This window comes from Paenibacillus canaveralius, from assembly GCF_047238265.1.
Classification (GTDB): Bacteria; Bacillota; Bacilli; order Paenibacillales; family NBRC-103111; genus Paenibacillus_F.
Window position 1 is genome coordinate 832,026 of sequence record NZ_JBDFMM010000001.1, and the last position, 24,422, is coordinate 856,447.

The window sequence follows — 24,422 nt, forward strand, 5'->3', positions numbered from 1 at the left end:
GGAGATACGAAAGGGGCCAAGGGAATGGGCACACTGCTAAAAACGACGCGGCTGACAAAAGTGTTTGAAGGCAAAGAAGTGATTTCGGACGTTGACATGACGATACGGCAGGGGGAAATCTACGGGTTTCTCGGATTGAACGGAGCCGGCAAAACGACCGTGATGAAAATGATGACGAACCTGATTAAACCGACTGACGGTGAAATTGAAATTTTCGGTGAAAAATTAACGGAAAACTCTTACGAGATTCTGAAACGGATGGGCAGCATTATCGAGTACCCGGTGTTTTACGACAGGCTGACCGCACTGGAAAATCTGGAGCTCCATTGCGAATACATGGGCTTCCATAATAAAGCTGCCATCGGGGAGGCGCTGGACCTGGTTCAGCTAAAAAATATCGACCGCAAGCCGGTCAAAGACTTCTCGCTGGGCATGAGGCAGCGGCTCGGTATCGCACGGGCCATCACGACCCGTCCGGAACTGCTGCTGCTCGATGAGCCGATTAACGGACTCGATCCCGTCGGCATCAAGGAACTGAGAAGCCTTTTCAAGATGCTGAGCAAGGAATACGGCATTACCCTGCTGATCTCCAGTCACATTCTGGGCGAAATCGAACAAATCGCCGACACGGTCGGCGTCATCAGTGAAGGCAGGCTGATCGAGCAGGTGCCGATGGACGAGGTAAGAGGCAGACATACCGAATATATCGAGGTGGTTACGCCGGACCTCAACAAAGCGGTCTATGTGCTGGAAAGCAAACTGGGTATGCGCAATTACAAAGTCGTCGGCGATACCATGCTGCGCATTTACGAACGGGGAGTTTCACAGGCGGAAATTTCCAAAGGTTTACTTCTGAACGGAGTTGAAATCGAGGCATTGAACAAGAAGGTGAGCTCGCTCGAAGACTATTTCCTGCAATCTATTCACGGAGGCGGCGTCCATGCTTAAATTGATGAAACTTGAGCTTAAAAAATATAAAATCGGCAGATACCTGCCGGGTATTCTGATCGCCAACTTCGTGATTCTGCTGCTTGTCGGCGGTATTCATATGGCGGAAAAGATAGACAACTTCATGGATGCGTATCAGGATTATAAGATGGTGTTCAGTGTCATCATCGGGCTCGTCAAGATCACCTTCGTTATTTTTGCCTCCGTCATTCTGGCCAAGCTTGTGATCGGGGAGTATAACGCCAAAACGGTCAACATTCTGTTCACCTACCCGGTCCGCCGGAAAAAGATCATGGCAGCCAAGCTGCTGCTGGTCAGTCTCTGGACCTTCGTTACGGTGTTCTTCTCGGGCCTGTTTGTAACCGGCGCTTTTCTGCTGGCGGACGCTTCTCTGAATATGGTGCCCGAAACGTTAACCGCCCCGATGATCGTGGATCACATTCTGCGTCTGCTGCTGAGCGCCGTGTCGGCGGCAGGGCTTTGCTTGATTCCGCTTCTGTTCGGCATGATGAAGAAATCGGTTCCCGCGATGATTGTTTCCGCCGTCATCCTGGTAACCATCACCGATTCGAATAACATGGGGTTCTCGCTGAGTGCCGGATATATCCTTCCGCTTGTTTTTGCGGCGGTCGGTGTACTGATCGCGTTCTGGTCCATCCGTAAAATAGAAACGTCCGACGTCCTCTAAGTGGAACGGACTGGAAAGTAAGGAAAGGATTGAACCCTTCCTCAAAGATGTTGTATGATGATCCTTTGAGGAGGGGAGAACAGGTAAATGTTTACTTTGAGAGAAGAAAGCCTGAGAACAAAACGCATTTTATATGCGCTCATGGCCATTGTGCTGGCGGTTTCCGCTTTTACGGCGCTTTATTACGGAGACGATTTTTTACTGGGCACCTATGAGAAGATGGACAATGACGACGTCAAATATATGTATGCGGCCAAGGTGCTTGTGGAGGAAGGGACACTCGTCTATAAAAGCTACCCGAACCCGACTTTATTCATTATGCCTGGCTTTCCCCTGATGCTGTCTTTCTTTATGTGGATATTCGGGGATTACGAAAATACGGCGATCGCCGTCAGGATGTTTCAATGTGTTCTGCAGGCGGCTTCCGTGTATCTGCTGTTCGTTATCGCCAGGCATATGTTCAATTCCCGGGTTGCGCTGATCGCCTGTACCATCGCCGCCCTGTATCCGCCGAATTATTATACCAGCGGCGTAATTTTGTCGGAGGGGATTTTCCAGATCATTTTCCTGCTGCTCGTATGTATGACTCTGTACGCGCTTCAGAAGCCGTCTATCGGCAAATACATAGGAATCGGGGTTCTTTTGGCCCTGTGCGCTTATTTTAAGCCTCAATTCATTTTGTTTCCGCTCATAATCGGCGTCACTTGGCTGATCCGCCGGGTCCCGTTCAAAAAGATGGTTGTGTACACGGCGACGATCGTGCTGACCGCCTGCCTGCTGTTAAGTCCCTGGTGGGTCCGGAACTATGTCCATTTCGGCAAGTTTATTCCGTTTACGGATTCGTCGGGCAATCCGATGCTGATGGGCGTGCTTCCGGGTGAGCCTTCTCCGGGTTTCTTCAAAGAGTATCCTCAATACTCTCCGGACGTCTATGACGATTCCACGGAGAAAGTCGGCTATATTATTTCATACAGCCTGAAAACGAAGCCGTTTGAAACGATCAAATGGTATTTGTTCGATAAAACGATTCTGGCCTTTGAGCAGACGTTCTACTGGCTGGACTTCTGGGGAATGCCTTACAATTTCGTTTTGGCTCTCCATATTATTTTGTGCGTGCTGGGCGTCGCGGGTTTTATAGCGGCTTTGATCAAGCGCAGGGGAGATATCCTCGTGGCGGCGCTGACGGTGGCGTATGTGATCGCGGTTCATATTCCGTTCGTCCAGTTTTCGAGATACATGTATCCGATCGTATTTATCTTTACGATCTTTGCCGCCTACCTGATCGCGGTGCCTTTCGGATCGCTGCCGTCCCGGAGGTCTTCTTCTGCTGCCCGGCACTATCCGTAATTATGCTTGCGGCCTCTCGTGGCTGAAACGATATCCGCAAATGGTTACGAAAGCGGAGAATGTTGTAACTTTAAAAGCGCGCCTGGATTTGATAGCATGGAATAGTCTTCCATTTCATCCAATCAGGCGATTGCGGCCGGACTTCTGAAAAGGAGTCCGGTCTTTTTATATTTACATATGAATGGGACTGGAGAGTGACCGTTGTGATGACAAAAGGGGTTAAAACGGCAGTTGCCGTGCTAGTGGCTTTCAGTTTATCGGGGATGTATCCTTCCGCATCTTACGGAGAAGGGAATGTATTTCAAGACGTTCCAGGCGATTTCTGGGGCAGGGATGTCATCGAATGGGCGGTCGATAATGAACTCGTCGACGGATATCCCGACGGGACCTTTAAGCCTGCCCAGGCGGTGGTGCAGAACGAGTTTCTGGCCATGATGATCCGGGCTTACCGGCCGGGAGATTTCAAGCCGGCCCCGGACAGTTCCGACTGGGCTTCGCCTTACGTGGATTACGCAAGCCGGCTGGGGTGGCCGGTCGTTCAAACCTCCGTCATCGACCGGAACGCTTCCGCACGGAAAGCGCTGACGAGAGGAAGGGCGGCGCAGCTTCTCGCAAGCGCATCGGGCCGGCATTACAGCGTGGACGACTCCATCCGGTATCTGCTGGATGTGGGGCTGGCCGAAGGCAAGGAGGGGCGGAGCCCGGAAGGCTTCGGCAAAGACGGCACGCTGAATAGGGCCGAGGCCGTTACGTTCGTGCAGCGGTCTGAAGATGAACGAAAGCCGTCTGCGGCCCAGCCCGGGCAGTCTGGAGGTTTATGATGTGAGCAAGCTGAATACGGTCGCTTATGCCAATAAGGCCTATGGATTTTCGTTCCGTCTTCCGGCAGAATGGGAAGGCAAATTCGACATCGAAGAGGACGGGGATGCCGTCCGGTTCATTCATCGGGCGAGCAAATCCGCGGGCGGCTTGCTCTTTTCGGTAAATGCGGGCTCCCAAGAGGATTATAAGCAGACCAGCGAACTGATCCGCACCGTCTATCTGGGCGCGAAAGGGGATCGCCACGTCTACCTCTGCTATCCGTCCGATGTGCAGTACAGTCCGGAAGACGCCAAGTCGGGCGCGGAGTATCATAATCTGTCCGACGGGATCAAGAGCTTGAAGCCGACCTTCCAATGGAAGTAGGAAGGGGCAGACTCCGGTGCTGTCAACCCCAATAAACTAACAAAAGGACATTTCCCCGCCTTTAGACGGGGGAATGTCCTTTGCCGTTGTTTTAACATTAATAAAGAAGTCCAACTGCTCTAGATCCGGTCGGTTCCGAGCCGTCATGTTATCGGCATACGCTCGGAATCACTGTTCGATATGACTCACATTGATTTTGTAAGCCGGCACGGAGCGGTCTCCCTGAAGAATTTTCGTCTCGCCGGCATAAGTACCCGTAACGACCGCATTGCCGGGCTTCCAGGAGAAATTGCCGGTCAGCAGGACGTACAGGCCGTCTATCTCCACCAAGGCCGTTCCGCTGCCGGTCCGGGTAATCGACAGAGGCAGGCGGACCACGGTTTCCGCCTGCTGCTGCGGCAGCTCGGACGGCTGGATGTCTTTCGCTTCGAGGGGAGCGTCAGGCTTCTGCTGCGGAACTTCCGCCAAGGCGTACTGCCTTCCCTGAAGCTTGTAGACCGCTTCAGCGCCTCCGCCCGCTCCGGCGGGATTGCGGACGAGCAGAACGCCCGCGCTCTGCAGCTTGTAGCCGTCGGCCTCCACGTCGAGCAGCACGTTCAGGCTGGAGGCATCCACTTCGTAAGCGGTATACCGGGCTTTGCGGGTGCGGGACTGGCTCTCCAGCATCACGACCGGGAGCTTGCCCGCGCCCAGCCCGTCCGCTAAGGAGACGGCCTTGACGGCCAGCCCTTCGCCGATGCCGCCTTCCGTCGAGACGACCGAACCGTCGGCCTGCAGGCGTGCGGTCACCAGCGTCCCGCGGTCGGTTACGCCGGCGGCGAACGCTTCCGAGCCCCAGAGCCCCTTGGCTCCGGCGGTCTGCACGAACCGGACGTTGTCCTTGGCCTTCGCCAGAAGGACGCCGGGCTCGGCCGCCATCCACCGGATCTCGGTCTGGCGGATTTCTTTGCCCGTATCCTTATAGTCCCCGAGCACTTTGTACAGCGCGATCGCGTCCGCGAACTTGCCTGCGGAGGCAAGCTGCTCCGCTTTGGACGTCTGCTTGCGCCAGGACGATTGAATAAAAGCGTTCACTTTGGCGGAAGAGCCGGAAAGCTCTTTGCGGTTCTGGAACGTTTTCGCATGCGCCAGAAATCCGGGAACGTCATTCGCGTCCAGCAGCCGGGTCAGCGTACTTTGCACATAGGCTTCCGCTTTCGGGAGCACCCAGGCTGCCTCCACCTTGCGTTCCGAGTAGAATTCCCGAATCCGGACGATTTCTCCGAGCGCTTCTTCGAAAGATTTCTGATTAAAAACGGTCTGGAGCCTGGCCGTATCATATTTCTGGAAAAGGGTGTTCAAATCTTTTCGCTTGGTTTTCTCGTCTTTATAGACGGAAGCCGGCAGTTGAAGCAGCAGGGACATGACGGTTTCGCCGTCCTGCGCCGGGGAGCCGGCTTCCTGAAGCGAGGCCGTAAGCGACTTTCTCGCTCCCGCGAGGGCAGCGGTAAACTGCTCGTCCAGTTTGTAGGCGTCCGTCAGCTCGCCGAAGCGCTTTTTGGCGGATTCGTCGGCGGTGCCGATTTCTTTTTTCTTGGCCTGATAGGTCTCGTAAGCCTGCAGCAGGCGGGCCTGTTCCCGGGTGCCCCCGTTTGTAACGGCGATTTCGGAAGCCAGCTCCGCGAACATCCGCTTCAGCTCGGTAACGGGCCGGAGGGCGTACAGGGCGGCTCCGATTTCGGCGTTTTTGTAATCAAAAGCAGAGATTCCCAGCGCCTGCATGTAGAGATCCTCCGCTTCGATATCGCGGCCTGCGGCTTGTTCGGCGGCCGCCCGGGCATACAGGTCGGTCTTGTGCCAGACGCTGTACCCTTTATATCCCGCCAGGCCCAGCATAAGGGCCAGTAAAAGAATGGCTCCGTTTCTGTAACGGATGGACCGGTGGTACGTAGAACCTAGCATAACGTGCAGTCCTTTCATAGGCAGCCCTCGAACTCGGGATCGTTCCCGTATTTCCGGGCGGCCGTTTCCAGGGCTTTCTGCCGCAGTTCGGGAGCCCGGTCGGGGTTTTCCTTCATCAGACGGCACAGCCGGAGCAGCCGCTCGCGGGGCAGTTCGTCCACGAAATCGTAAAGGAGGGAAGCGTATTCGAATGCGTATTCCTTCACGCGCAGCGCCGCTGCGGCAACCAGGGCGAGCGTCGCCCGCCCTTCCAGCATCCCGCCGATCTGGACGCGGTATTTCTGCACATAATCGAGCGTGTCGCGCTGCACCAGGCCGGGGTTGACTTTGGCCGCCTCGTACAGATAAGTAATGAAGCCGGGTTCGAACTCATCGGGAATGAGCGTGCCCAGTTCCAGCTCCATATCGCTGCGCAGAATAAACCGGTTCAGGCAGTACACCTTGAGGTTGCGGATATGGCTGCCGGTAATGAGGGCTCCGATTTCTCTAAGCTTCTCGTAGGCGGACTTGAAATCCCCGTCCTCCATGTCGGAAGCGGCGTCGTCGACGTCCAGGAGGATGCCTTTGCGGATCGCCCGGTTTTCGCCGAGCAGCAGTTTGCGCAGCGTGGCGTTCATAAGCGCTTCGGCGTATCTTCTGTGCAATAAAGCGTAGACGGCGATGAGCACAACTCCAGCTCCGGCCGCCAGGGCCATCTCCTCGAAAGAGCGGGCGAGATAGAAAGCGGCGCAGGCGATTGCGGCCAGTATGAGGGCGTCCCGCTGGATATTGCGTCTGAGCACGGAAGAGACGATGTCCCCGATGGACAGGAACTTCCGCTCTGCTCCGCATGAGAGGCAGTTATCGTGCCAGAGAACGGAGTAAGTGCCGCAACGCGTGCACTGTTTCAATCGTTCATACGTATGTACGGTTTGACGGACTTTGCGGAGCTCTACCGGAATTCTGCCGCTCATGAGGGATCACCTTCGTTCAGCTCGGTCATAAATTCCCGGTCGATGCTCTCCGTAGTCAGGGCCGCGCGTTGTGCGGAGTTCCACGTCAGCCAGCGAATCAGGACGAAGAGGACGAGGAGGGCAAGAACAATCATCGTCAGCATAATATTCTCCTATCGGACAATTTCATAAATTTGCCGGATTTTTAGGAACCGGACCCCCGTAAAAGTGGAATTAGCTTGTTGAAAAAGTTAAGATGTGAATGAGATGTTCAAACATTCTACCACCTTTTACATTTTACTACAAAAGAAGCACGGCCGGGGATTAACCCCTGCCGCCGTGCGGAAATTTAAAGCTTTGGAGGAAACCATCCCGTGATGAAATTACAACGATACGCTCATATGGCTCTGGCACTGCTGCTGCTTGTCATGGCGGTGCCGGGCGGAGTCTTCGCGGCGGATGCCGCTACCGATACGAAGATCGACGCCGTTCTCGCCGCGGACGTCAGCACTTCTATGAACGAAAGCGACGTCAATAAAGTCAGCTACGAAGCGATGAAAATGTTTGTGGACATGGCTTCCGTACAGGGAGACAAGATCGGCGTGGTCGCTTACACGGACCAGATTTTGAGAGAGAAGGCGCTGCTCAAGATCAATAACGCCGGCGACAAGCAAGATTTGAAAACCTTTATCGACCAGTTGACACGCGGGCCCTATACAGACGTCGCGGTGGGGCTGAGCGAAGCGGTCAAGGTGCTGGAATCCGGCGCGGAACAGGGCCATGTGCCTCTCATTGTGCTGCTGACGGACGGCAACAACTCTCTGAATCCCGGCAAATCGCAGGCGGATTCGGATAAAGTGCTCGGCGAGGCCGTGCAGAAAGCCAAGGACAAAGGCATCCCGGTTTACACCATCGGGCTGAACGCGGACGGCAAGCTGAACAAGGACAAGCTGGAGTCGGTTTCCAAGGAAACGGGCGGCAAGCTGTTCGTCACCAACTCGGCGGAAGATCTGCCGAAAATTTTGAGCGAAATTTACGCCAGCCATCTGAAACTGAAGGTCGTTCCGCTGAACGGCTTTACGGCAAACGGCCAGTTTCAGGACGTGAAAGTGACGATTCCGAACGGAAGCGTCCTGGAAGCGAACATCTCCATTATGTCCGGCAAGCCGGTGGAAGCTAAGCTGCTCGATCCCAAGGGCAAGGAACAAAACATTCCGTCCGACAAAATCGTCTATACTTCGTCAAACGCCTATTCGCTGATCAAAATATTGAACCCCGTGCAGGGCGACTGGACACTGAAGATAAAAGGGGTTCCGCAGGAAAAAATCGACATCAATCTCGTATACAACTATGATGTGCAGGTCGTGCTCGACGCGCAGCTTCCCAAAACGGCCAAAGCCGGCGACAGCATCGCCGTCAAGGCTCACCTGGAGTCCGGAGGCCAGAAGGCGGCCGACGCCGAGCTGTACAAGAACGCCAAGGCTTCGCTTGTCGTCACCGACCTGGATACGAAGCAGGTGTCCGAAGCGCCTTTGAAGCTCACGGACAAAGGCATCGAAGGCAGTTGGAAAGTCGCGGATTCCCACGCTTACGAGGTGAAGGTGAAGGTGGAAAGCGCCAACTTCACCCGCGAATCCGCCCCCGCCTCCGTTTCCGCCAAAAGCGGCGGGGCCGCAGCTCCGGGAGAGGCGTCCGGCGATAAAGGCGTCAATTGGGTGAAAACCGGCTCGTGGATCGCCGGGCTGGTTGTCCTGCTGGCGGCCGCCCTGTTCGGACTCGCTTTCTGGAAGAAAGCGAACAAGGGCTTTTTCGGACAGCTGGTCGTGGAGATCAAGGACGAAGAGACCGGGGAGCGGACCAACCCGCAGTACAAGAAGCTCAGCGGCTTCAAAGGCAAGGTTCAGCTCCACCAGCTGCTTTCACTTGCGCCGGAATTTGCGGAAACCAAAGGCATCGTCTTCAAGCCGGGTCCGAACGACACCCTTCTTCTGTTTAACGAGTCCGCCTGCACCATCGAGAAAGGCGGTCGGGTCTTCGACGCCTCTAAAGGCAAAGAGATTAAGAAAAACGACCGCATCCGCGTAACGGTTCCGAACATCCAGAAGTCCGTTTCACTGGAATATCTGAAATAAATCCGGCACTTAAACCATGCTTAAAACCAATAAAAACATGCACTCATGGGGGGCCTTTTGCTATGAAAGCTACAGTCAGGGAACATATCCAGCAGCTCGACGTCTCTCTCGGCGGCGGAATTATCAGCGATAAAATCCGCGTCGATACGATCGACAACCCGATGCTCGTCATCGGTCTCGGCGGAACGGGAATCGATGCGCTGCTGCGCCTGAAATACCAGATCAACCGGAGATTCAAGCTGCCGGAAGATCCTTTTACGAAGAAAAAGAAAGAAAAGCCGAACAACGTCGAATTTCTCGCGATCGAAACGAACGAGCATGACCGCAACAAGAAATATAAGGGCATCGGACTGGACCCGCTTACGGAATTCGTGCTTCTGTCCAATGCCGAGATCGGCAGCGTACTGCAGAACCGCAGCATCCTGGAGCCCTATATCAAGGAATGGCTGTCGCCTGAACTGACGATCACCGACGGCATCAACGGCGCTTCGGGCGTCCGCCAGGCGGGCCGGCTGCTGCTGTTTACGAAGATCGTGCAGGTCGTCCAGACACTGGAGCGCAAGATCAAAACCTTGTCCATCGGCACGAACAAGAAGCTGATGGTGTTCATTCTGACCGGCTTGTCCGGCGGTACGGGAAGCGGCTGCTTCCTCGACATTTCGTACATTGTCCGGGGCATCCTGGAGCGCGATTACGGCTCCGCGGGTGTGGATAAGGTCAGTCTGCTCGGCTATCTGTTCACGCCGGACGTGAACCTGGCGAACAAGAGCCTGACCGAGCATTCGCGCGAGTATATCAAGAAGAACGGCTATGCGGCGCTCAAGGAGCTCGACTACTGGATGAACGTCGACGAGCGTACGGAACGCTTCAAGCAGCAGTACGCGAATATTTTGACGGTCAATTCGCCGATGCCGCCTTTCAACCTGGCGCATCTCATTTCGGCGACCAATCTGGAAGGCAAGCTGCTGGAAAACGCGTACGACTACTGCATGAACGTAACGGCCGAGAATATCACGAACTTCATGGCAAGCGAGGACAAGCAGTCCGGCGAAGAATTTGCCATTCATGACTATATCAGCAACATCCGCACGAACATCAACCAGATGCCGAAAGCGTACGCCGCCAACTATCAGTACAACATTCTGGGAGCTTCTTCGGCGGTGCTGCCGAGCGAGGAAATGACCACCTACCTGGCGTACAAAGTCTTCAAGCGGATGGAAAAAATGTTCGACGCCGGCCCGTCGCAGGAAGAAGTCGAGAAGCTCGCGCACAAGCTGGGCCTCGATCCCGATTCGCTTCACCGCGAGTTCGACAAAAGGGTTCCGGAGCCGATTCCGGGCTACCAGAACAGCGAGCGGCTCAGCTATTCGAACGTGATCAAGCAGCAGGTCGTCAACATCGACACCGAGCTGGAGCAGAGCTTCTTGTCGCGGGCGCGCGAGGAATATATCAAATCCCGCAAGCAGCTGCCGGGACAAGTGAAGGAAGCTTTCTCCGAGCAGGTGACGAAAATATTCCGCAATCCGGAACAGGGGCCGTTTTACGTGTCCCGGATCATTTTGCAGGACAAAGGCTTCTGCCTGTTAAAGCTCATCTCTTCTTATATCGAATCGCTTAAGGAAAGCTTGTACCGCATTCCGCGGGACATCCAGGCGGCCGAGGAAAATTCCGAGCAGAAAATGACCGAAGCGCGCAGCGCGTTCATTTCCAAGGACCGGAAGAAAGACGCTTATATCGAAGCGAAAATCCAGGAATACCTGCTGCACGCCGACCGCGAGCGGATGGAGCAGATGATCGAGTTTTACGAGGATTTGTACAATCTGATCAATCAGGAAAACTCCCGTATCTATCTCGTGTTTACGGAGACTTCTTTCCGAGCTCAACAAAATTTTCGAGAAAAACGGCGACATCCTCACCAGAGGCGACGAGGAAATCGACCACAAAGGCAACCGCACGTATTACTGGAACGTAGTCAGCGTTCCCGACATCGCGAAGCTGATCGGCCAGGTGACGGAGGACCGCAACGCGGACGAGCTGATCCGCGATTTCACGAACGAGCTGCTGGAGAAGTCCAACCAGTGGATCAAGGAGCAGGAGGTTGATGTCATCGGCTCCGTTTCTGAGTTCTTGACGGATCATTTCGGCGAGCTGATTACGAAATCGATGGAAGATTGTCTCGTTATCAAATACGGCCACGAAGATTCCATCGAGAAGCTGGTGGAAGGCCGCATCGCCGGCCGTTTGTACGAAGAGGCGAAGCCGGTGTTCCATCTGACGAACAGCTCGGGCCATTTCAACTTCCCGTCCTGGGGATTCGTCTCGGTTCCGGTCCAGGCCCCGAACATTTTCAAGGGCATCCGGAACTTCCAGGACAACGCGATCGCGAATTCGCGCTTTACGATTAAAGAAAGCGAAGTGAAGAACCGGATTTTCTGGCTCAATACCCAGAACGGAATTCCGCTCTTCCTGTATACGCCGCTTAAAGTGTACGAGGAAAGCTATGAGAGAACCATTCTGGAGCCGGAAGGCATCGGGCGCCATCTCGTGCAGACGGACCGCGTCAACTGGACGTATCTGCCGTCGCCGATTCCCGAGAAGTCATGGGGAGAGACGTACGAGAACGGACGCGTCAAGTCTTATAACGCGAGCGTCCGCAGCTTGTTCGACCGGGCCGCGGAGTACCGTACCGTCCGCCTGAAAGGCGAAGACAGCGGCACGATCAACCGCTACGAGTGCATGCTGACGAAGCCGTTCGATGTCGAAGCGTTTATCTCCGCTTATAATCTCCAGTTGAATTCGCAGCGTCCGAATTTCGGTGAGCTTCAGCGCTGCGTCAACGATCTGAAAGCCCTTCTTCAGAACGGCTTGGAGGCGGACCGGAGCAAGGACATCTTCGGCAGTGTCAACGAGGAACTGGCGAAAGAAAACCTCATTCGCTCCCCCGAACTGCTCAAGCAGGTAAGGGAAGAGGTGCGCAAGTACGATAGCATCGTCCGCAAAATCGGTGAGCTGGAGCAGGCCCTCAGCGCCCACAGGGACGAGGAGAAATTCGTCGCGCAGTATATAGAAGCGATGTACACGTCCACGATCGCCAAGAAGGGCGCCCTGTACGTCTATGACCACGATGCGGACGAAGATCCTTGGGAGCCGTTCGTAAATCTCATGCAGACGAATAAGTTCGTCGAATACGAGATTTACAGCAAAATGCGCGCTCTCGACGCCAAGCGTCTCGGCCTGCTGCAGCGCAAATCATCCAGACGCAGCCAGGAGATGATCGCTTCCGAAGATATCTCGGGGCTGGTGGAAACGCTGCGCGCTATGGCGGCCTCTTATCAGGAAGCCAAATCGGCGCTCGATTACGACCGTGCCGAATATGCGGCCGGGGAAGATATGTACCAGTTCTACAAGCTGGTGGCCGGGAAAGTAAACGATATGGTGAAAAGCTTGAAATAGCGCAGAGAAGATAACTAGAACGAAGCAGAGACAAAGCAATGGAATCTTTAGCCGAAACCATCACGTGAAAAGCAGCAGTGAACGTAGCGGGAAACACAAAGGAGTTTCGTGGTGTTTCGTGGAATTGCCGCGAAATACTGTGAAGTATCGTGAGATGCCGCGAAGTGCGGTGAAGAACTGCGAAGAATTGCGAAGAACTACGAAGAGCTACGAAGAGCTACGAAGAGCTACGAAGAACTGCGAAGAATTGCGAAGAACTGCGAAGAACTACGTAAGAACTGCGAAGAACTATGAAGTACCGTAAGAAATACGCAGAAATCACGCAGAAATCACGAAGAAATCACGCAGAAATCACGCGGTACGGCGTGGTTACTGCGCGGACAAAAGGATGCAGGCGGGACGGCGTGTTCACACGAACCGTCCTTCTCTGCCCTGACGCCCTAAGGATAGGAGTGAGGAAACCATGCGGGAGAAATTGGTGGCGTTCGCAAGCGAATATGCCGCGGAAACGGACAGCACGGGTTTGGACGGAGATGAGCAGCGCAGCATTCACCATCCGCTCGTTTTTCTGTTCCTGGGCGATATGTCGGCGGAAGCCTTGCAAACCATGGCGGAAATCAACAACCGCAGGTGGAACAACAGCAGGGGGGTTGTTTATCTCCATGTCGGAACGGAGCGGACCCGGGAAGTATCGGGCAGCCGGCATGCGGAACATGAGGCCGTGGCCCGTGAGGACTGGCCGCAGGCCGATCCGCCGGGGACGGAGCGTTCCGGGCAGGCCGCCCCGGATTACGGGGACCGGCCCAGCAGCGGGAGGCCGAACCGGGACGATTCCGGCGGCCCCGAAGCCGGCAATATCTACACCTGGACGCTGCCTGTCCCGGGAAATAACCCGCGCACGGCAAGGCCGGACCTCCACGACAGCTTCCGGTCCGACCGGGAAAAGCTGCTGGAGCTGAACGTGCTGCTGCGCAGAATGAACAGCCGGATCTCCGAATTCGGCAGGTTGTATTCGAATCTCCAGAGGCTGAACATTGCGGTCGTCACCAGACTCGACGACCCGTGCAACGTGCTGCTGCCGGAGCTGACCGCCCTGATGGAGACGATCTTCGGCGAGCACTTCCGCTCCGTCATCGTCGACCTGTACGGGCTCCTCGAAGAGAAGCAGGTCGGGGAGGAATTCGCTCTCCGCGCTTCGATGAGCTTCAGCTTCCTCCGGGAGCTGGACGTGCTGCAGAGCAGAGACTATACCTTCTCAAGCCCGCTACAAGTGACGGGCGAAGGCATTACCCTCCCCGCTCAGCACGGCCCTTCTCCGCTTTTCGACACCGTCTATCTCTTGAGTGACAAGGATGAGCGGGGCATTTTTACCGAAAGCGGGATGAAAGGCAGCTACGAAACGATCAGTTCGCTGAATTTGCTGAAATACAGGCATATCAAAGCGGAGAACGAAGGTGACTCCTCCAAGCAGGGCACATACAACCATCAGCATTTCAAGCAAAATATAGCGCCGCCCGGAGAAGAAGGCGCCGGTTACGTATCGGCCGGGTACTCCAGAGTCAGCCGTCCGAATTCGGCGATCGCCCTGACCGTCCTCTATCATCTTTTCCGTCATGTGCGGGAGAAGATGGAAGAGAACGTCCAGGGAGGCGCCCGCCTCCTGCCCGATCTGATCTCGATGGAGCCCCAGTTGTGGGACCGCGAAATCGAATCGGTCGTACCCGGACGGGAGCAGGCCGTGGAGGAGATGTATGGGCTCATGCACGACCCGGTTTCTTACGGGGAGCTGAAGTCCATGTCTTTGAAAGAAGCGGAGCTTGCGCTGTTCCAGGACAGCGCCCGCCGGTTTTTCGACATGAACGTCCGGCAGAGGGCGGAAGCGGCCTTCACGGAACGCGGCTTCGCCAAGAGGCTGGAGCGCACTCTGAAGGAGCGCGTCGTAGACGATCCCGCTTACGGGTACTACGCTCTGCACGGCTGGCTTGCGGAGGAGGGCGGCGCCGTAAACCGCAGCCTGCCGGGCGAGCTGAGGCAGCAGCTGAGGGACGCGGGAAACCGGGCCGAGCAGCTTCGCGGCGAGCTGGAGAGCTTTTACGGCGAGCGGGTGGACCGGCAGCCGATAGGCAAAGGCTCGCTGTTCGGCTGGAAATCCGACAAAGCTTCGGTAAAGAACCTGATCCGTCACCTGCTGGATGAAGCGTACGGATTAAGGCGCGACCTGCTTGTTCTGGAATTGAAGCAAAAGCTGATGGCGGCTTACCTCGACAAGCTCGGGGAGCTGAGAGAGCGGGCGGCCGCCGCGGTCCGGCAGATGGACAGCCTGGAGAAGCTGCTGCGTGATACGAGCCGCAGCGGCATTACGGCGGCAAGCGACTATCTGGGCCGCAATATCAACGAGTATTACGAGCACGTGGTGAAGCAGATTTTGACGGAGATGGAAGGGCGGAGAGAGAGCCGGTTTTATTTCGACGAACGATTCCTGGGGAACGTTTCCGTTGAAATCGACCGGGATGCCGGTCAGTGGCTGCGGAAGCTGATGGCCGCGGCCCGCCGGGACGTGCTCGTTCATCCCCTTTTCCACCAGACGTTCGAGGCGGAGCTCCTGGAGCGGGCCAACGTGGCCGCCAGCTACGATAACCGGGATGTGCTTTCGAAGGAAGACCTTTTCCGAGATCTGTATACGACGCTTGAAAACGAAGCCGCCGTCCGGATCGACGTGTATCATTCCACCCACCGCAACCGTCATGAAGAAAAATACTTTTTCGGCGATTCGCGCAGTGAATTTATCCAATATGCGTTTGCGGTAGACGGCGGAAGCCGGACGTACAAGCTCGGCTGCGTGCATGAGAAGAAACCGGGCGGGATTGAAAAGCTCCGGCTCATGGGCGGCTTCAGGCTGGAGGATCTTATGGTATACCGGAACGGCAAACGCTATTACGAGACGTACACCGAGAACGGCTGTCGTTTTCACAGCATGGAACTGCCCGAAACGGGAACGGACAGCACGAAACTTTCATAAGGCCGGCTAGTTGACGGCACTCTGCTCGGTCGAAAAAGACGATCGTCATAGGGCAATAAAGAAAAGAGGGGGAGACCTGTGAAACAGAGAAAATGGAATCCGCTGCTGACCTTATTCAGCGTAATCGGAGGATTCGTCGGATTTATCGTCGGCGAATTTATTTTGAGCCGCTGGGAAGGAATTTGGCATGAAACGGTGCTGATGGGGGTCTATTTCGGGCAGCTGGCCTTGTTTGTGGGCCTGTTCTGCCTCGTGGCGGAAATGATCTCGCCGCAGCTCAACGGAAAAAACTGGCGTCTGCGTTACGCGGGCGACGGCTGGAAGTTTCTCGTCCCGGCCACGCTCGTGATGCTGTTTATAGCGGGAGCGCTGTTCCAGGTTTTGTACGGCTTTCAGGTGCTCGGCACGAAGAAAGCGCCGCAAAACTATGTGCTGGTCATCGATAAATCGGACAGCATGTCGCAGAAAGATCCGCAGAAGCAGAGCCTTCAGGCGGCCAAGTCTCTGATCGGCCGGATGGACGCCAAAAACAGCGCGGCGGTGTTTACGTTTAATGAGGAAACACAGCTTATCGTGCCGCTTACGAAGCTTACCGGTTCCGGCCGGGAAGAAGTCCGCGGGAGGCTGGACAAGATCGGGGAGCCGACGGGCCAGACGGATATCGGCCGGGCTTTGACGACCGTCATGGAGGAGTTGAAGAAGGACGGGGCGGCCGACAGCTCCTCTTCCGTTATCCTGATCTCGGACGGCTACAGCGATGTGAATACGGCCGAGGTGCTGTCTCCGTTCGTTAAGGCGGGGATCGGCGTCCATACGGTCGGTATCGACGATTCCCAGACGGAGGGCATTCAACTGCTCCGGCGCGTCGCTGAAGAGACGGGCGGCTCCTTCCACGACGTGAAGAGCGCGGACCGCATCACGGACGCGTTCGAGCAGATCTATACGGCCCAGCAGCCGTGGCATCTGGCGGGCGAACGTCTCGGTGCCGCCGCTTCCGACGGGTTCCACGCGTTTCTTCGGGTGGCCTTTATTGTGCTGATCGGTACGCTGATCGGCCTTGCGCTGGGCATCATCTTTGACAACCGCCATCTCGCGCTCAGCTTCGCCATCGGGGGGACGCTTGCGGGCCTACTGGCCGGACTTGTGCTGGAAACCGGGATGCCTGGAACGAATATTCCGTTCTTTTACCGGGCGGTGGCGGACATCGTGCTTGCCTTCGTCTTGTCGCTGGGGGCTCTGATCATCCCGGTCGGCACGAACGATTCTCATACGGGTCTGCGCAAAAATTATCAGCGGGCCCGGCTCGAAGAGGGAAGCTACGGCAGAAAAAACAGCGCACCGGCCGGCAGGAAGTTCCGCTGAACAGGGCTGCCTGCAAGCAGGAGAGAAGCGCAAATCGGCGTTCGGGGCTCCTGAGGCATGCGGTTGACCACCGTCATGTGACGCCAAGCACCGCGCGCTGGGAGCTTCGCGCGGTGCGGAAAAACAGGGAGTCCACAGCGCCGGCGCAACGAGGTTTAACAAGTAGGCTAGTGATCAAGTGAGGCGATTGGCATGCAATGGGAAGAAATCAACGAAGAGAACCGGATCACGAAGCTGGCTTCCCAGCCGGCCCGTGAAGGCGAGTGCCTGCTGACGTGGCAGTGGCCGAAAGAAATCGGTGCGGTCTATGTGTACGGCTTCGAAAGCGGAAGCGAACAGCCGCCCGAGCAGCTGGCTCCGCATCAGCTAAAGCTGTATACGCGGGAAGAGTACAAGGCGGCCGGCGGGTACCGCGAGCGCATGGAGTATATCGGCATGCGGGGGTACCGCATTTTCCCGTGCGGCATGAAGGAAGGCCGCGTAACTCCTTACCGCCAGACCGGCACGGACAACGCTATCCGGGTCAGCGCGGGCAAAGCCAGAATCCGGTATTCGGTTAAATACGGAGGCCGGTTGTTCGGCAAATACAAGTCCGCGAAAATTCAGCTGTTTTGCGAAATTCCGGTACCGCAGGAAGCGCTCTGTTACGTGAAAAAGGAAGGCGGCCATCCGGCGGGACGGCAGGACGGCACCGCCTATCCTTTCCGCCGGGATTTCGAGGCGGGTACGCAGACGCTCCCGGAGATCGAAATCGGCAAGCACGATTTTCTCCGGCTTTTTTTTACCGATTCCCGTTACGGGGATGTTTATGAACTAATCCAGGAATGAGGAGAGGCGCACATGCTAGGGTATCTGAAAAGTCTTTTCGAAAAAAAGCCGCCCGAGAAAGAGCGGCCGCCTTATTACAGCATCGTCTGCCCGTATTGCTTCAATAAATTCGAGCCTGACGACGTTGTGTTCCGGGCCAGTCATATCAAGGACAACGATGATGATTTCATGCTCCAGGAGGACCCGCGTCTGAACAGTTGGAGGCGCAAGTTCAACCTGTCCGAGGTGGATATGGAGGCGGTTATTCTTCCTTCGACGATTCCAGACTCATACAAGACGTACGTGCAGAATGTGCTTGTCGCCGTAACGGACCGTTACGGGGAGACGACCCGGCGGCGCTTGTGCCCTTACTGTCACAACGAGCTGCCGATTTCGGCCGGTAAAGTGCCGAGCAATATTATTTCGATCGTGGGCGCTTCGCAGGTCGGCAAGTCCGTTTATATGACTTCGCTGATTCATACGCTCCAGCATACGACGGCTTCGAATTTTAACGCGGCCTGCATGCCGCTGAGCGCGGAAATTTCCCGTAAATTCCGGCAGCACTATCACGAACCGATCTTCGAAAGAGGCAGCATGCTGCAATCGACCAACCCGAACGAGCAGCAGGAGCCTTTTATATTCCAGTTCGTATTCAAGGATGAGCGCGAGGCTCCGCTGACGATCGTCTTTTTCGACGTGGCGGGCGAGGGTATGGTTCAAAGGGAATATCTCGATATCTATGCGTCTCATATCAAAAATTCGTCGGGGATTCTGTTTCTGGTCGACCCTCTGCAAATCCGGAGCATCCGGGACAAAATCCAGATCAATGTCGGCGGAGAGCAGGGCGAATTCGCCAACCGGTACGATGAACCGCGTGAAGTGGTTATTTCGCTGTTCGAGAATTTTATCGCCCATCAAAGTAATTCCAAAACAGACATTCCGACGGCGATCGTCCTGACGAAGAGCGATATGCTCCAGTATTTGAAAGAAGAAGACAGCGAGTACATCCAGCCGAACAGCAATGTATTCCGCAATGTCGTCCACCAGGGCTATCTCGACGCGTCCGAGTTTGAGAATATTAACGGCGAAATCGGCCGCTTTATAGAAAAGGTAGACCGTCCGTTCAAGGACGCGGTCGATGTGTATTTTTCGAATACGGCTTACTTCGCGGTTTCCGCACTGGGCACCAATCCCGTGAACAAGCAGATCTCCGGCGTCATTAATCCGACCCGGGTCGACGAGCCGTTCATCTGGCTGCTGCACAAGCTGGGCTATATCGCGAGGAGAGATGCGTGATGCGGAAAAACATTCAACAGCAGCTGTTTACGCGGGACCGCGAGGGGGTCTTCCGCACAAGCGAAGGATTCGATACGGTTGCCAAGTCCCCGGGGCTGGACAATTCCTTTATCAAATCCGCGCTGCATCCTTACTGCGTCTATAAGGCGCCGCAGGAGCTTCTGGAACGCGGAGAAGAGAACTCCGGGCTGTATCCGGAGTCGGTCGTCGCTTACCATGCGGAGAACGGGGATTTCGTGATCGGCCGCAGCATCTACGTGGCGACGGACTTCACGGGACAGCGCAGCGCTTCCTTCACGCACCAGTATGTGATTCCGAAGGAGCGCAAAGAGGCGTTCATCCGCGAACCGCGCCGCATTTTCGGCATCCGCGGCTTCCAGAGCCGCTACGACATCCGGTCCGGCAAGGAAATCCCCGAGCTGGAGGATATTCCGTTCGAGGAGGAAGTGCGCGCCGGCGAAGGAGACAAACTGCTGGGGACGCTCGGAATCGACCGGGAGCTGTTCCGTCAGCTCGTCTTCGCGGTGCTTTCGTCCGTGGCGAATAAGAAGAAAGTGTTCATTTCCCTGAACACGGATATCTCCGAAAGCGCCATTTACGCCAAGCGCCTGCTGGAAATCGTGTACCGCAGTCTTCCTTACGCGGTACGCCGCCAGCTCGGCTTCATGACCTTCAACAGCGAGCCGGAAGCGAAGCAGCATCTGCACGTCGTGTTCACGGAGAAGGGGAGCATCCGCCTGCCCGACCGCAAGATCGAGAAAGATTACATTTTCGATTTCGCCGGCGGGCGTTTTCTGAACACGGAGCTGCCCGCCGAAGACCACGCGTATCTGGATTACGTGTGGACTCACCGCAACGATCCGGCGGAGCTCGGGAAGTATTTCGACTTCTGCGACGAAGCGGCCGCCGGGTTGGATAACCAGACCGTACTGAGCGCCGCAGCCTATTCCCGGCTGTGCGTCCTGTATGAGATCGCACAAGGCCGCACGGAGCTGTACGAACGGGACCGGGCCGCCGCCATGAACGGGATTCTGTCGTTCCTTACGACCGAATCGTCCCCGCGCAAGCCGCGCCTGAAGGAGCTGTTCGTCGGTCTTCTCACCCGCGAGGCGTCGGACCGGGAACGTACAGCCGGGGCGGATTACGTGGAAGCCGTGCTGGGCTACGAGAAATTTGCCGAGCCGCAGGTGAAGGCCCTGATCGTACGCTGCCTCGGCATCTTCGTTTCCCGCGCCGCCGATACGTCCGCCGGCGACGGAGTTGAGAGTGCCGCCCCGCTGCTGGATCTGCTGGCCGTCCACCCGGCCGTCTTCGCCGCTGTATTCGGCGGGCTGATGAAAAGCAGTCCCGCCTTAGGCGAAGGCTACATCCGTTACCGGATGAAGCGGATCAAGTCGGTTCAGGCTTTTACCGGCGAAGTCGGCTTCTGGCAGTCGCACAGCGAAGAGCTGATGGGAGAAGAACTGTTCTCCCGGGAAGCTTACGATCCGCTGCGCAAGCTTATGCGGACGGATCTCAGGAAGAAAGTCGCTCTGGCCCGGACGTTAACCGAATATTTTGAACAGTTGAGACAAAATTCGGCCGGAGAGAAGCGCCACGGTGTGAGGCAGTTCAGCCGGTGGATGAAACTTGCCGTGCATCTGGAGCTGGTGGACGATTTGAAGCCGAGCGGCCTGGGCATCGAAGATATCCAAGGGCTTGGGTTTCTGCTCGATCCGATCAATCCGGACCTGAAAGGTCAGGCGTCGCGCGATCAGGAGGGGGTTCTCCGCGTCTTGCAAGCGGCGTATAAGGTGCTTACGCTGGACGGGAAGAAACAATCCGAAGCGGAAGACGTGATGGCCCGTCTGGACCCCGTCGATTTGGACCGGGCGCAGCTCCTTCTTCAGAAGCTGATGCAAAACGAGGTCACACCCGCCCGCTTCGGGCAGCTGGTGTCGGCTTTCCATAAGCCGGGAACCGGCGGAAGTCCGGATCAGCAGCCCGGCTACGATTACGAGCGGCTGCTGAACTTTGTGGCCTCGGCCGGGCAGGGAACGGACACGTTTACGGATTTCGCCGCCTGGTCCGCGGAGGATATCCGTTTCCAGGACGGGAAGGACGCCATTCATCCGTATTACAAGGCGGCACTCAGCCGCGCGTTCGATGCTCATGCTCCGCACGCTTTCCGCAATAAGGCTCTATCCCGGAAGCTGCTGGAGACCGGCAATCCTTCATTCGCGGCCTTGTTCGAAGCCGTGAAACTGCGGCAGTCCGGCAAATGGGCCCGGATCTGGGCGAAAAATAAACGGAAAATCGTGCTTAGAGGCTCCATTTTTCTCGTTCTGTTCATCGTCGTAATCGCCGCGCTGTGGAAGCCGGTATCGGTCTGGATGGCTCCGACTCCGGTCGTTATCGTAGGAGATCTTCAGGAGAAAACCGGCAGCGAAACGGTGACGGTCAAAGCCTCGCTCAAGGAGCCCGATAAACATACAAAGTTGTATGTCAACGACAAGGTCATCGAGAACGGGAGCATCGAGCTGAAATTGAACGAAGGGGAGAATCCCCTTGTTTTCAAGGCGGTAAGCAAGTCGGGCAAAAATTCCGAAACCGTGAGCAAAAAGGTGACTCTTGTACCTCGGCCGCTGCTGAAAGCGGAGCAGCCGCCATTGGCGGTAAAAGCGGCCAAAGTCACCGTGACGGCTAAAGCGGAGGACGGCAACGATCCGAGCCCGGAAATTTATATTAATGGGCAGCTCGCCGGCACCGGCAGCGTTTCCCAGCAGGTTCAGCTGATTCCGGGCGACAATCCGATTGAGATTACGGCGAAAAACAAGCTGGGCCGTCTGAGCGAGCCCGTCCGCTATACCGTGAAATCGAACGCTGTGCCCGTGGGTCCTCCTGCCGGAACGAGATAGCGGTCCGGTGGGGCGGGCAGGTCTTTTTAACGGATACGAATAAAAAAACGAGCAAGCTTCTATCGCCAAAAGGCGGCCTCATCCGGTTCGGAGGGCCGCTTTTTTTATGTAAGCTATAGGGAACCGGCACTAATCGTCTAATCCTTTTCCATCGAGTATTTGCTGCCTGTATTTCCCGATTCTCGACACGCGGGTTTTGGATTGTTTGGGCTGGGAAAAATAAAAGATGTAGGCTCTTTGACGTCCCGGCGTCAAGGCTTCAAAAGCGGTTTTCAAGGCGGGGGTTTCATCGAATGCAGTTTGAAGTTCTTCGGGGATGACGTATTCGTCCGTCTTTTTAAAATTCACTTCCAAACCGGCTTTTTCGACCTCGACGGCTTCAAGAATATAGGCTTTTAAAACGGGTTCCATCCCGGTGATTTCCTGCACATTGGTGAACCGGATCTGGCGCCCCGCCTGTACATTCTCGGTTTGTTGGATGAGAATACCATGGGGATTTTTTAACAAGGAGCCTTTGTGAAACAGAAGCGCACAGTATTCTTTAAATCCATGTATAAGCACGATGTTTTTATTTTGAAACGTGTAACAAGGGTGCATCCACTTAAAATCTTCCTGGAGTCCGCAGTCAAGAACGATGCTTCTCAGCTTCTCATATTCTTCTTTCCACTTACTGGACTTGTTTAAAAATGCATCGACTTTAGGATTTAATGTCTGGTTTGTCATTTTGGAACACCCCTGTTCATTTTTTTCTTTGTATTCGACGCTGTGCTCCGGTACTCCTTGCCGTCAAGGCAGCGAATTCATGCCTAGCCTGGCTGTGCTCTGCCGATTTGCAAGCGGGACAATGCAGGTGAGGGAGCCACAGAACCGGGTAACCCGTGCTACTTTTCGGAAAAGCCTGCCGCCACCCTATAGTCAGCATGCCACAAAGCCGATCAGAGAAAACGTATCGGGTAAAGGACGGAAAACGGGCTTGATAAATACGGTCTGACGGCTACCCGCCCATATTTTTCCCCTCTCCGGCTACACGCACTTTGCCCGAAAAAATGACAAAAAAACACCACTGCCGGGAAGGCAGTGGTGTTCGGCGTGCGCGCTTATTGCCCTGTTAGCTCCAGGATCGCCTGCACGATCGCTTCCGCGTCCCAGCCGACAATCCGGTCGGCATTCTGCTTCACGATCAGGGAAGGCTCCCCCGAATCCGGGGGCCGGACGGCTATAAGCGGCTTGTTCATTTCGCTTGTGGCCGCGATGATCTCTTTGTTGATCCATCTGCTGTAAGCGGCAGGCGCGTCGGCCGGAATGAGCACGGCTTGGCAGTACTTCATCTTGCCGCGTACAGCCTCGTAGAGGGATCTTTCGTTATCCGAGTCCGCCGCCGGATGATCTTCCGGCAGCAGAAACGTATCGAAGCGTAAACCGCGGCCGCGGCAGGTTTGCAGCAGCGCGGCCAGCCCACGGTAGGCCGACCTGTCATTCCAGGCACAGCTCAGATACAGGCTGGTTTTATAAGGCTTTGCGGGGGGCCGCACATAGATCGCCTCCTTGGAAACGCGGTTTTATTCGATGCCCTTGATCCAGGCGTTCACTTTGTCGGCGTTCGCGTCGGCCCATTCCTTGGCCGCATCTTCCGGCGATTTGCCTTCCTGGATGGCGACCATTACCTTGGCCATGTCGTCCGGGGTCCATTCGAACTGATCGAGGAACTTGTAGGCGTTCGGCTGATCTTCTTTCAACCCTTTGCGGGCCAGGGTGCGGATCTCTTCTTCACCGCCGTAAACGCCTTTGGGATCGGCTAAATATTTCAGCTCCATCTTGGCGAACATCCAGTGCGGCGTCCAGCCGGTAACGACGACCGGCTTCTGCTCTTTATACGCCTTCTGCAACTCCTGAGCCATGGCGGCCGAAGAGCTTTCAACCAGCTTGTAGCCGGAGAGGCCGTAGTCGGCGACCGCTTTTTCCGTGGACATCATAATGCCCGCTCCGGGTTCGATCCCGATGATCTGGTTGTTCAGCGACGCGCTGACATCGGCTTTCTTGAGATCCTCGATCGAGTCGATCTTCATATAAGCGGGAACGGCGAGTCCCGTCTTCGTGCCTTTCAGATTCGCGCCGAGATCCTCCACGCTGGATTTGTATTTCTCCAGGTAGGAGGCGTGAGTGCCGGGCAGCCAGGCGGCTACCATGGCATCCGCGCTTCCGTCGGCGATACCGGCCCACATCGGCCCGGCGTCAACCTGAAGCATTTCGACTTTGTAGCCCAGTTTGCTCTCCAGGACGTACTTGACGACGTTCGTGCTGGCAATCTCCGAATCCCAGGCTACGTACGCGAGCTTGACGGATTTGCCTTTGGCGCCTCCGGTGGAACAACCGGCGACGAGAGCAACGGCGAGAACGACGGACAACAACAAACTC

The 24,422-nt window shown here is 55.9% G+C and carries 17 protein-coding genes and 1 pseudogene; 12 read left to right on the forward strand and 6 right to left on the reverse strand.

The features are described 5' to 3' along the window. Positions 1-24 precede the first annotated feature (24 nt). The 5 genes from ABC395_RS03780 to ABC395_RS03800 all read left to right on the forward strand — a co-directional run bounded on the left by ABC395_RS03780 (position 25) and on the right by ABC395_RS03800 (position 4,168). Complete coding sequence (locus tag ABC395_RS03780) at positions 25-948, forward strand: ATP-binding cassette domain-containing protein (protein ID WP_413000821.1); 924 nt, start codon at positions 25-27, stop codon at positions 946-948. Further along, positions 941-1,636, forward strand: coding sequence for an ABC transporter permease (locus ABC395_RS03785; protein WP_413000823.1), 696 nt, complete (start codon positions 941-943; stop codon positions 1,634-1,636). Before ABC395_RS03780 ends, ABC395_RS03785 begins: the two co-directional genes overlap by 8 nt. 87 nt (positions 1,637-1,723) lie before the next feature. Beyond that, positions 1,724-2,983 (forward strand): ArnT family glycosyltransferase, encoded by a 1,260-nt coding sequence (locus ABC395_RS03790; RefSeq protein ID WP_413000825.1) that lies wholly within the window; start codon positions 1,724-1,726, stop codon positions 2,981-2,983. A 206-nt stretch (positions 2,984-3,189) separates the two neighbouring features. Beyond that, a complete protein-coding gene (locus ABC395_RS03795) occupies positions 3,190-3,804 on the forward strand; it encodes an S-layer homology domain-containing protein (protein ID WP_413006681.1) in 615 nt (204 codons plus the stop codon). 1 nt (position 3,805) lies between these two features. Continuing rightward, positions 3,806-4,168: a hypothetical protein gene (locus tag ABC395_RS03800; RefSeq protein WP_413000827.1), complete on the forward strand. Its 363-nt coding sequence runs from the start codon at positions 3,806-3,808 to the stop codon at positions 4,166-4,168. A 168-nt stretch (positions 4,169-4,336) separates the two neighbouring features. On the opposite strand, the gene ABC395_RS03805 is transcribed toward ABC395_RS03800, so the two are convergent. The 3 genes from ABC395_RS03805 to ABC395_RS03815 are packed head-to-tail and all read right to left on the reverse strand — an operon-like array spanning position 4,337 to position 7,205. Beyond that, positions 4,337-6,127 carry a hypothetical protein gene (locus ABC395_RS03805; protein ID WP_413000829.1) on the reverse strand — a complete coding sequence of 597 codons (1,791 nt, stop codon included), beginning with the start codon at positions 6,125-6,127 and terminating at the stop codon, positions 4,337-4,339. Continuing rightward, the gene (locus ABC395_RS03810; RefSeq protein WP_413000831.1) at positions 6,124-7,062 is read right to left on the reverse strand and encodes a hypothetical protein; all 939 of its coding nucleotides are present in this window, start codon (positions 7,060-7,062) and stop codon (positions 6,124-6,126) included. Before ABC395_RS03810 ends, ABC395_RS03805 begins: the two co-directional genes overlap by 4 nt. Continuing rightward, positions 7,059-7,205 (reverse strand): hypothetical protein, encoded by a 147-nt coding sequence (locus ABC395_RS03815; protein ID WP_413000833.1) that lies wholly within the window; start codon positions 7,203-7,205, stop codon positions 7,059-7,061. The genes ABC395_RS03810 and ABC395_RS03815 overlap by 4 nt, the downstream gene beginning before the upstream one ends. A gap of 213 nt (positions 7,206-7,418) precedes the next feature. Between ABC395_RS03815 and ABC395_RS03820 the strand changes: the two genes are divergently transcribed. The 7 genes and pseudogenes from ABC395_RS03820 (at position 7,419) to ABC395_RS03850 (ending at position 22,007) form a co-directional block, all read left to right on the forward strand. Further along, the gene (locus ABC395_RS03820) at positions 7,419-9,173 is read left to right on the forward strand and encodes a vWA domain-containing protein (protein ID WP_413000834.1); all 1,755 of its coding nucleotides are present in this window, start codon (positions 7,419-7,421) and stop codon (positions 9,171-9,173) included. A 62-nt stretch (positions 9,174-9,235) separates the two neighbouring features. Beyond that, positions 9,236-12,626 (forward strand): annotated as a pseudogene (locus tag ABC395_RS03825) (tubulin-like doman-containing protein). A 463-nt stretch (positions 12,627-13,089) separates the two neighbouring features. Next, positions 13,090-15,645: a hypothetical protein gene (locus ABC395_RS03830; protein ID WP_413000836.1), complete on the forward strand. Its 2,556-nt coding sequence runs from the start codon at positions 13,090-13,092 to the stop codon at positions 15,643-15,645. Between the two features lie 78 nt (positions 15,646-15,723). Then, on the forward strand, positions 15,724-17,007 hold the full coding sequence (locus ABC395_RS03835) for a vWA domain-containing protein (protein WP_413000838.1): 1,284 nt from the start codon (positions 15,724-15,726) through the stop codon (positions 17,005-17,007). Between the two features lie 192 nt (positions 17,008-17,199). After that, a complete protein-coding gene (locus tag ABC395_RS03840; RefSeq protein WP_413000840.1) occupies positions 17,200-17,835 on the forward strand; it encodes a hypothetical protein in 636 nt (211 codons plus the stop codon). Positions 17,836-17,847: 12 nt separating this feature from the next. Then, positions 17,848-19,110: a TRAFAC clade GTPase domain-containing protein gene (locus tag ABC395_RS03845; RefSeq protein ID WP_413000842.1), complete on the forward strand. Its 1,263-nt coding sequence runs from the start codon at positions 17,848-17,850 to the stop codon at positions 19,108-19,110. After that, positions 19,110-22,007 carry a GAP1-N2 domain-containing protein gene (locus ABC395_RS03850; RefSeq protein ID WP_413000843.1) on the forward strand — a complete coding sequence of 966 codons (2,898 nt, stop codon included), beginning with the start codon at positions 19,110-19,112 and terminating at the stop codon, positions 22,005-22,007. The genes ABC395_RS03845 and ABC395_RS03850 overlap by 1 nt, the downstream gene beginning before the upstream one ends. Positions 22,008-22,136: 129 nt before the next feature. On the opposite strand, the gene ABC395_RS03855 is transcribed toward ABC395_RS03850, so the two are convergent. The 3 genes from ABC395_RS03855 to ABC395_RS03865 all read right to left on the reverse strand — a co-directional run bounded on the left by ABC395_RS03855 (position 22,137) and on the right by ABC395_RS03865 (position 24,412). Continuing rightward, a complete protein-coding gene (locus tag ABC395_RS03855) occupies positions 22,137-22,730 on the reverse strand; it encodes a YdeI/OmpD-associated family protein (RefSeq protein WP_413000845.1) in 594 nt (197 codons plus the stop codon). Positions 22,731-23,104: 374 nt separating this feature from the next. Then, positions 23,105-23,539, reverse strand: coding sequence for a TIR domain-containing protein (locus ABC395_RS03860; RefSeq protein ID WP_413000847.1), 435 nt, complete (start codon positions 23,537-23,539; stop codon positions 23,105-23,107). 27 nt (positions 23,540-23,566) lie between these two features. Continuing rightward, positions 23,567-24,412 carry a glycine betaine ABC transporter substrate-binding protein gene (locus ABC395_RS03865; protein ID WP_258042402.1) on the reverse strand — a complete coding sequence of 282 codons (846 nt, stop codon included), beginning with the start codon at positions 24,410-24,412 and terminating at the stop codon, positions 23,567-23,569. Positions 24,413-24,422 lie beyond the last annotated feature (10 nt).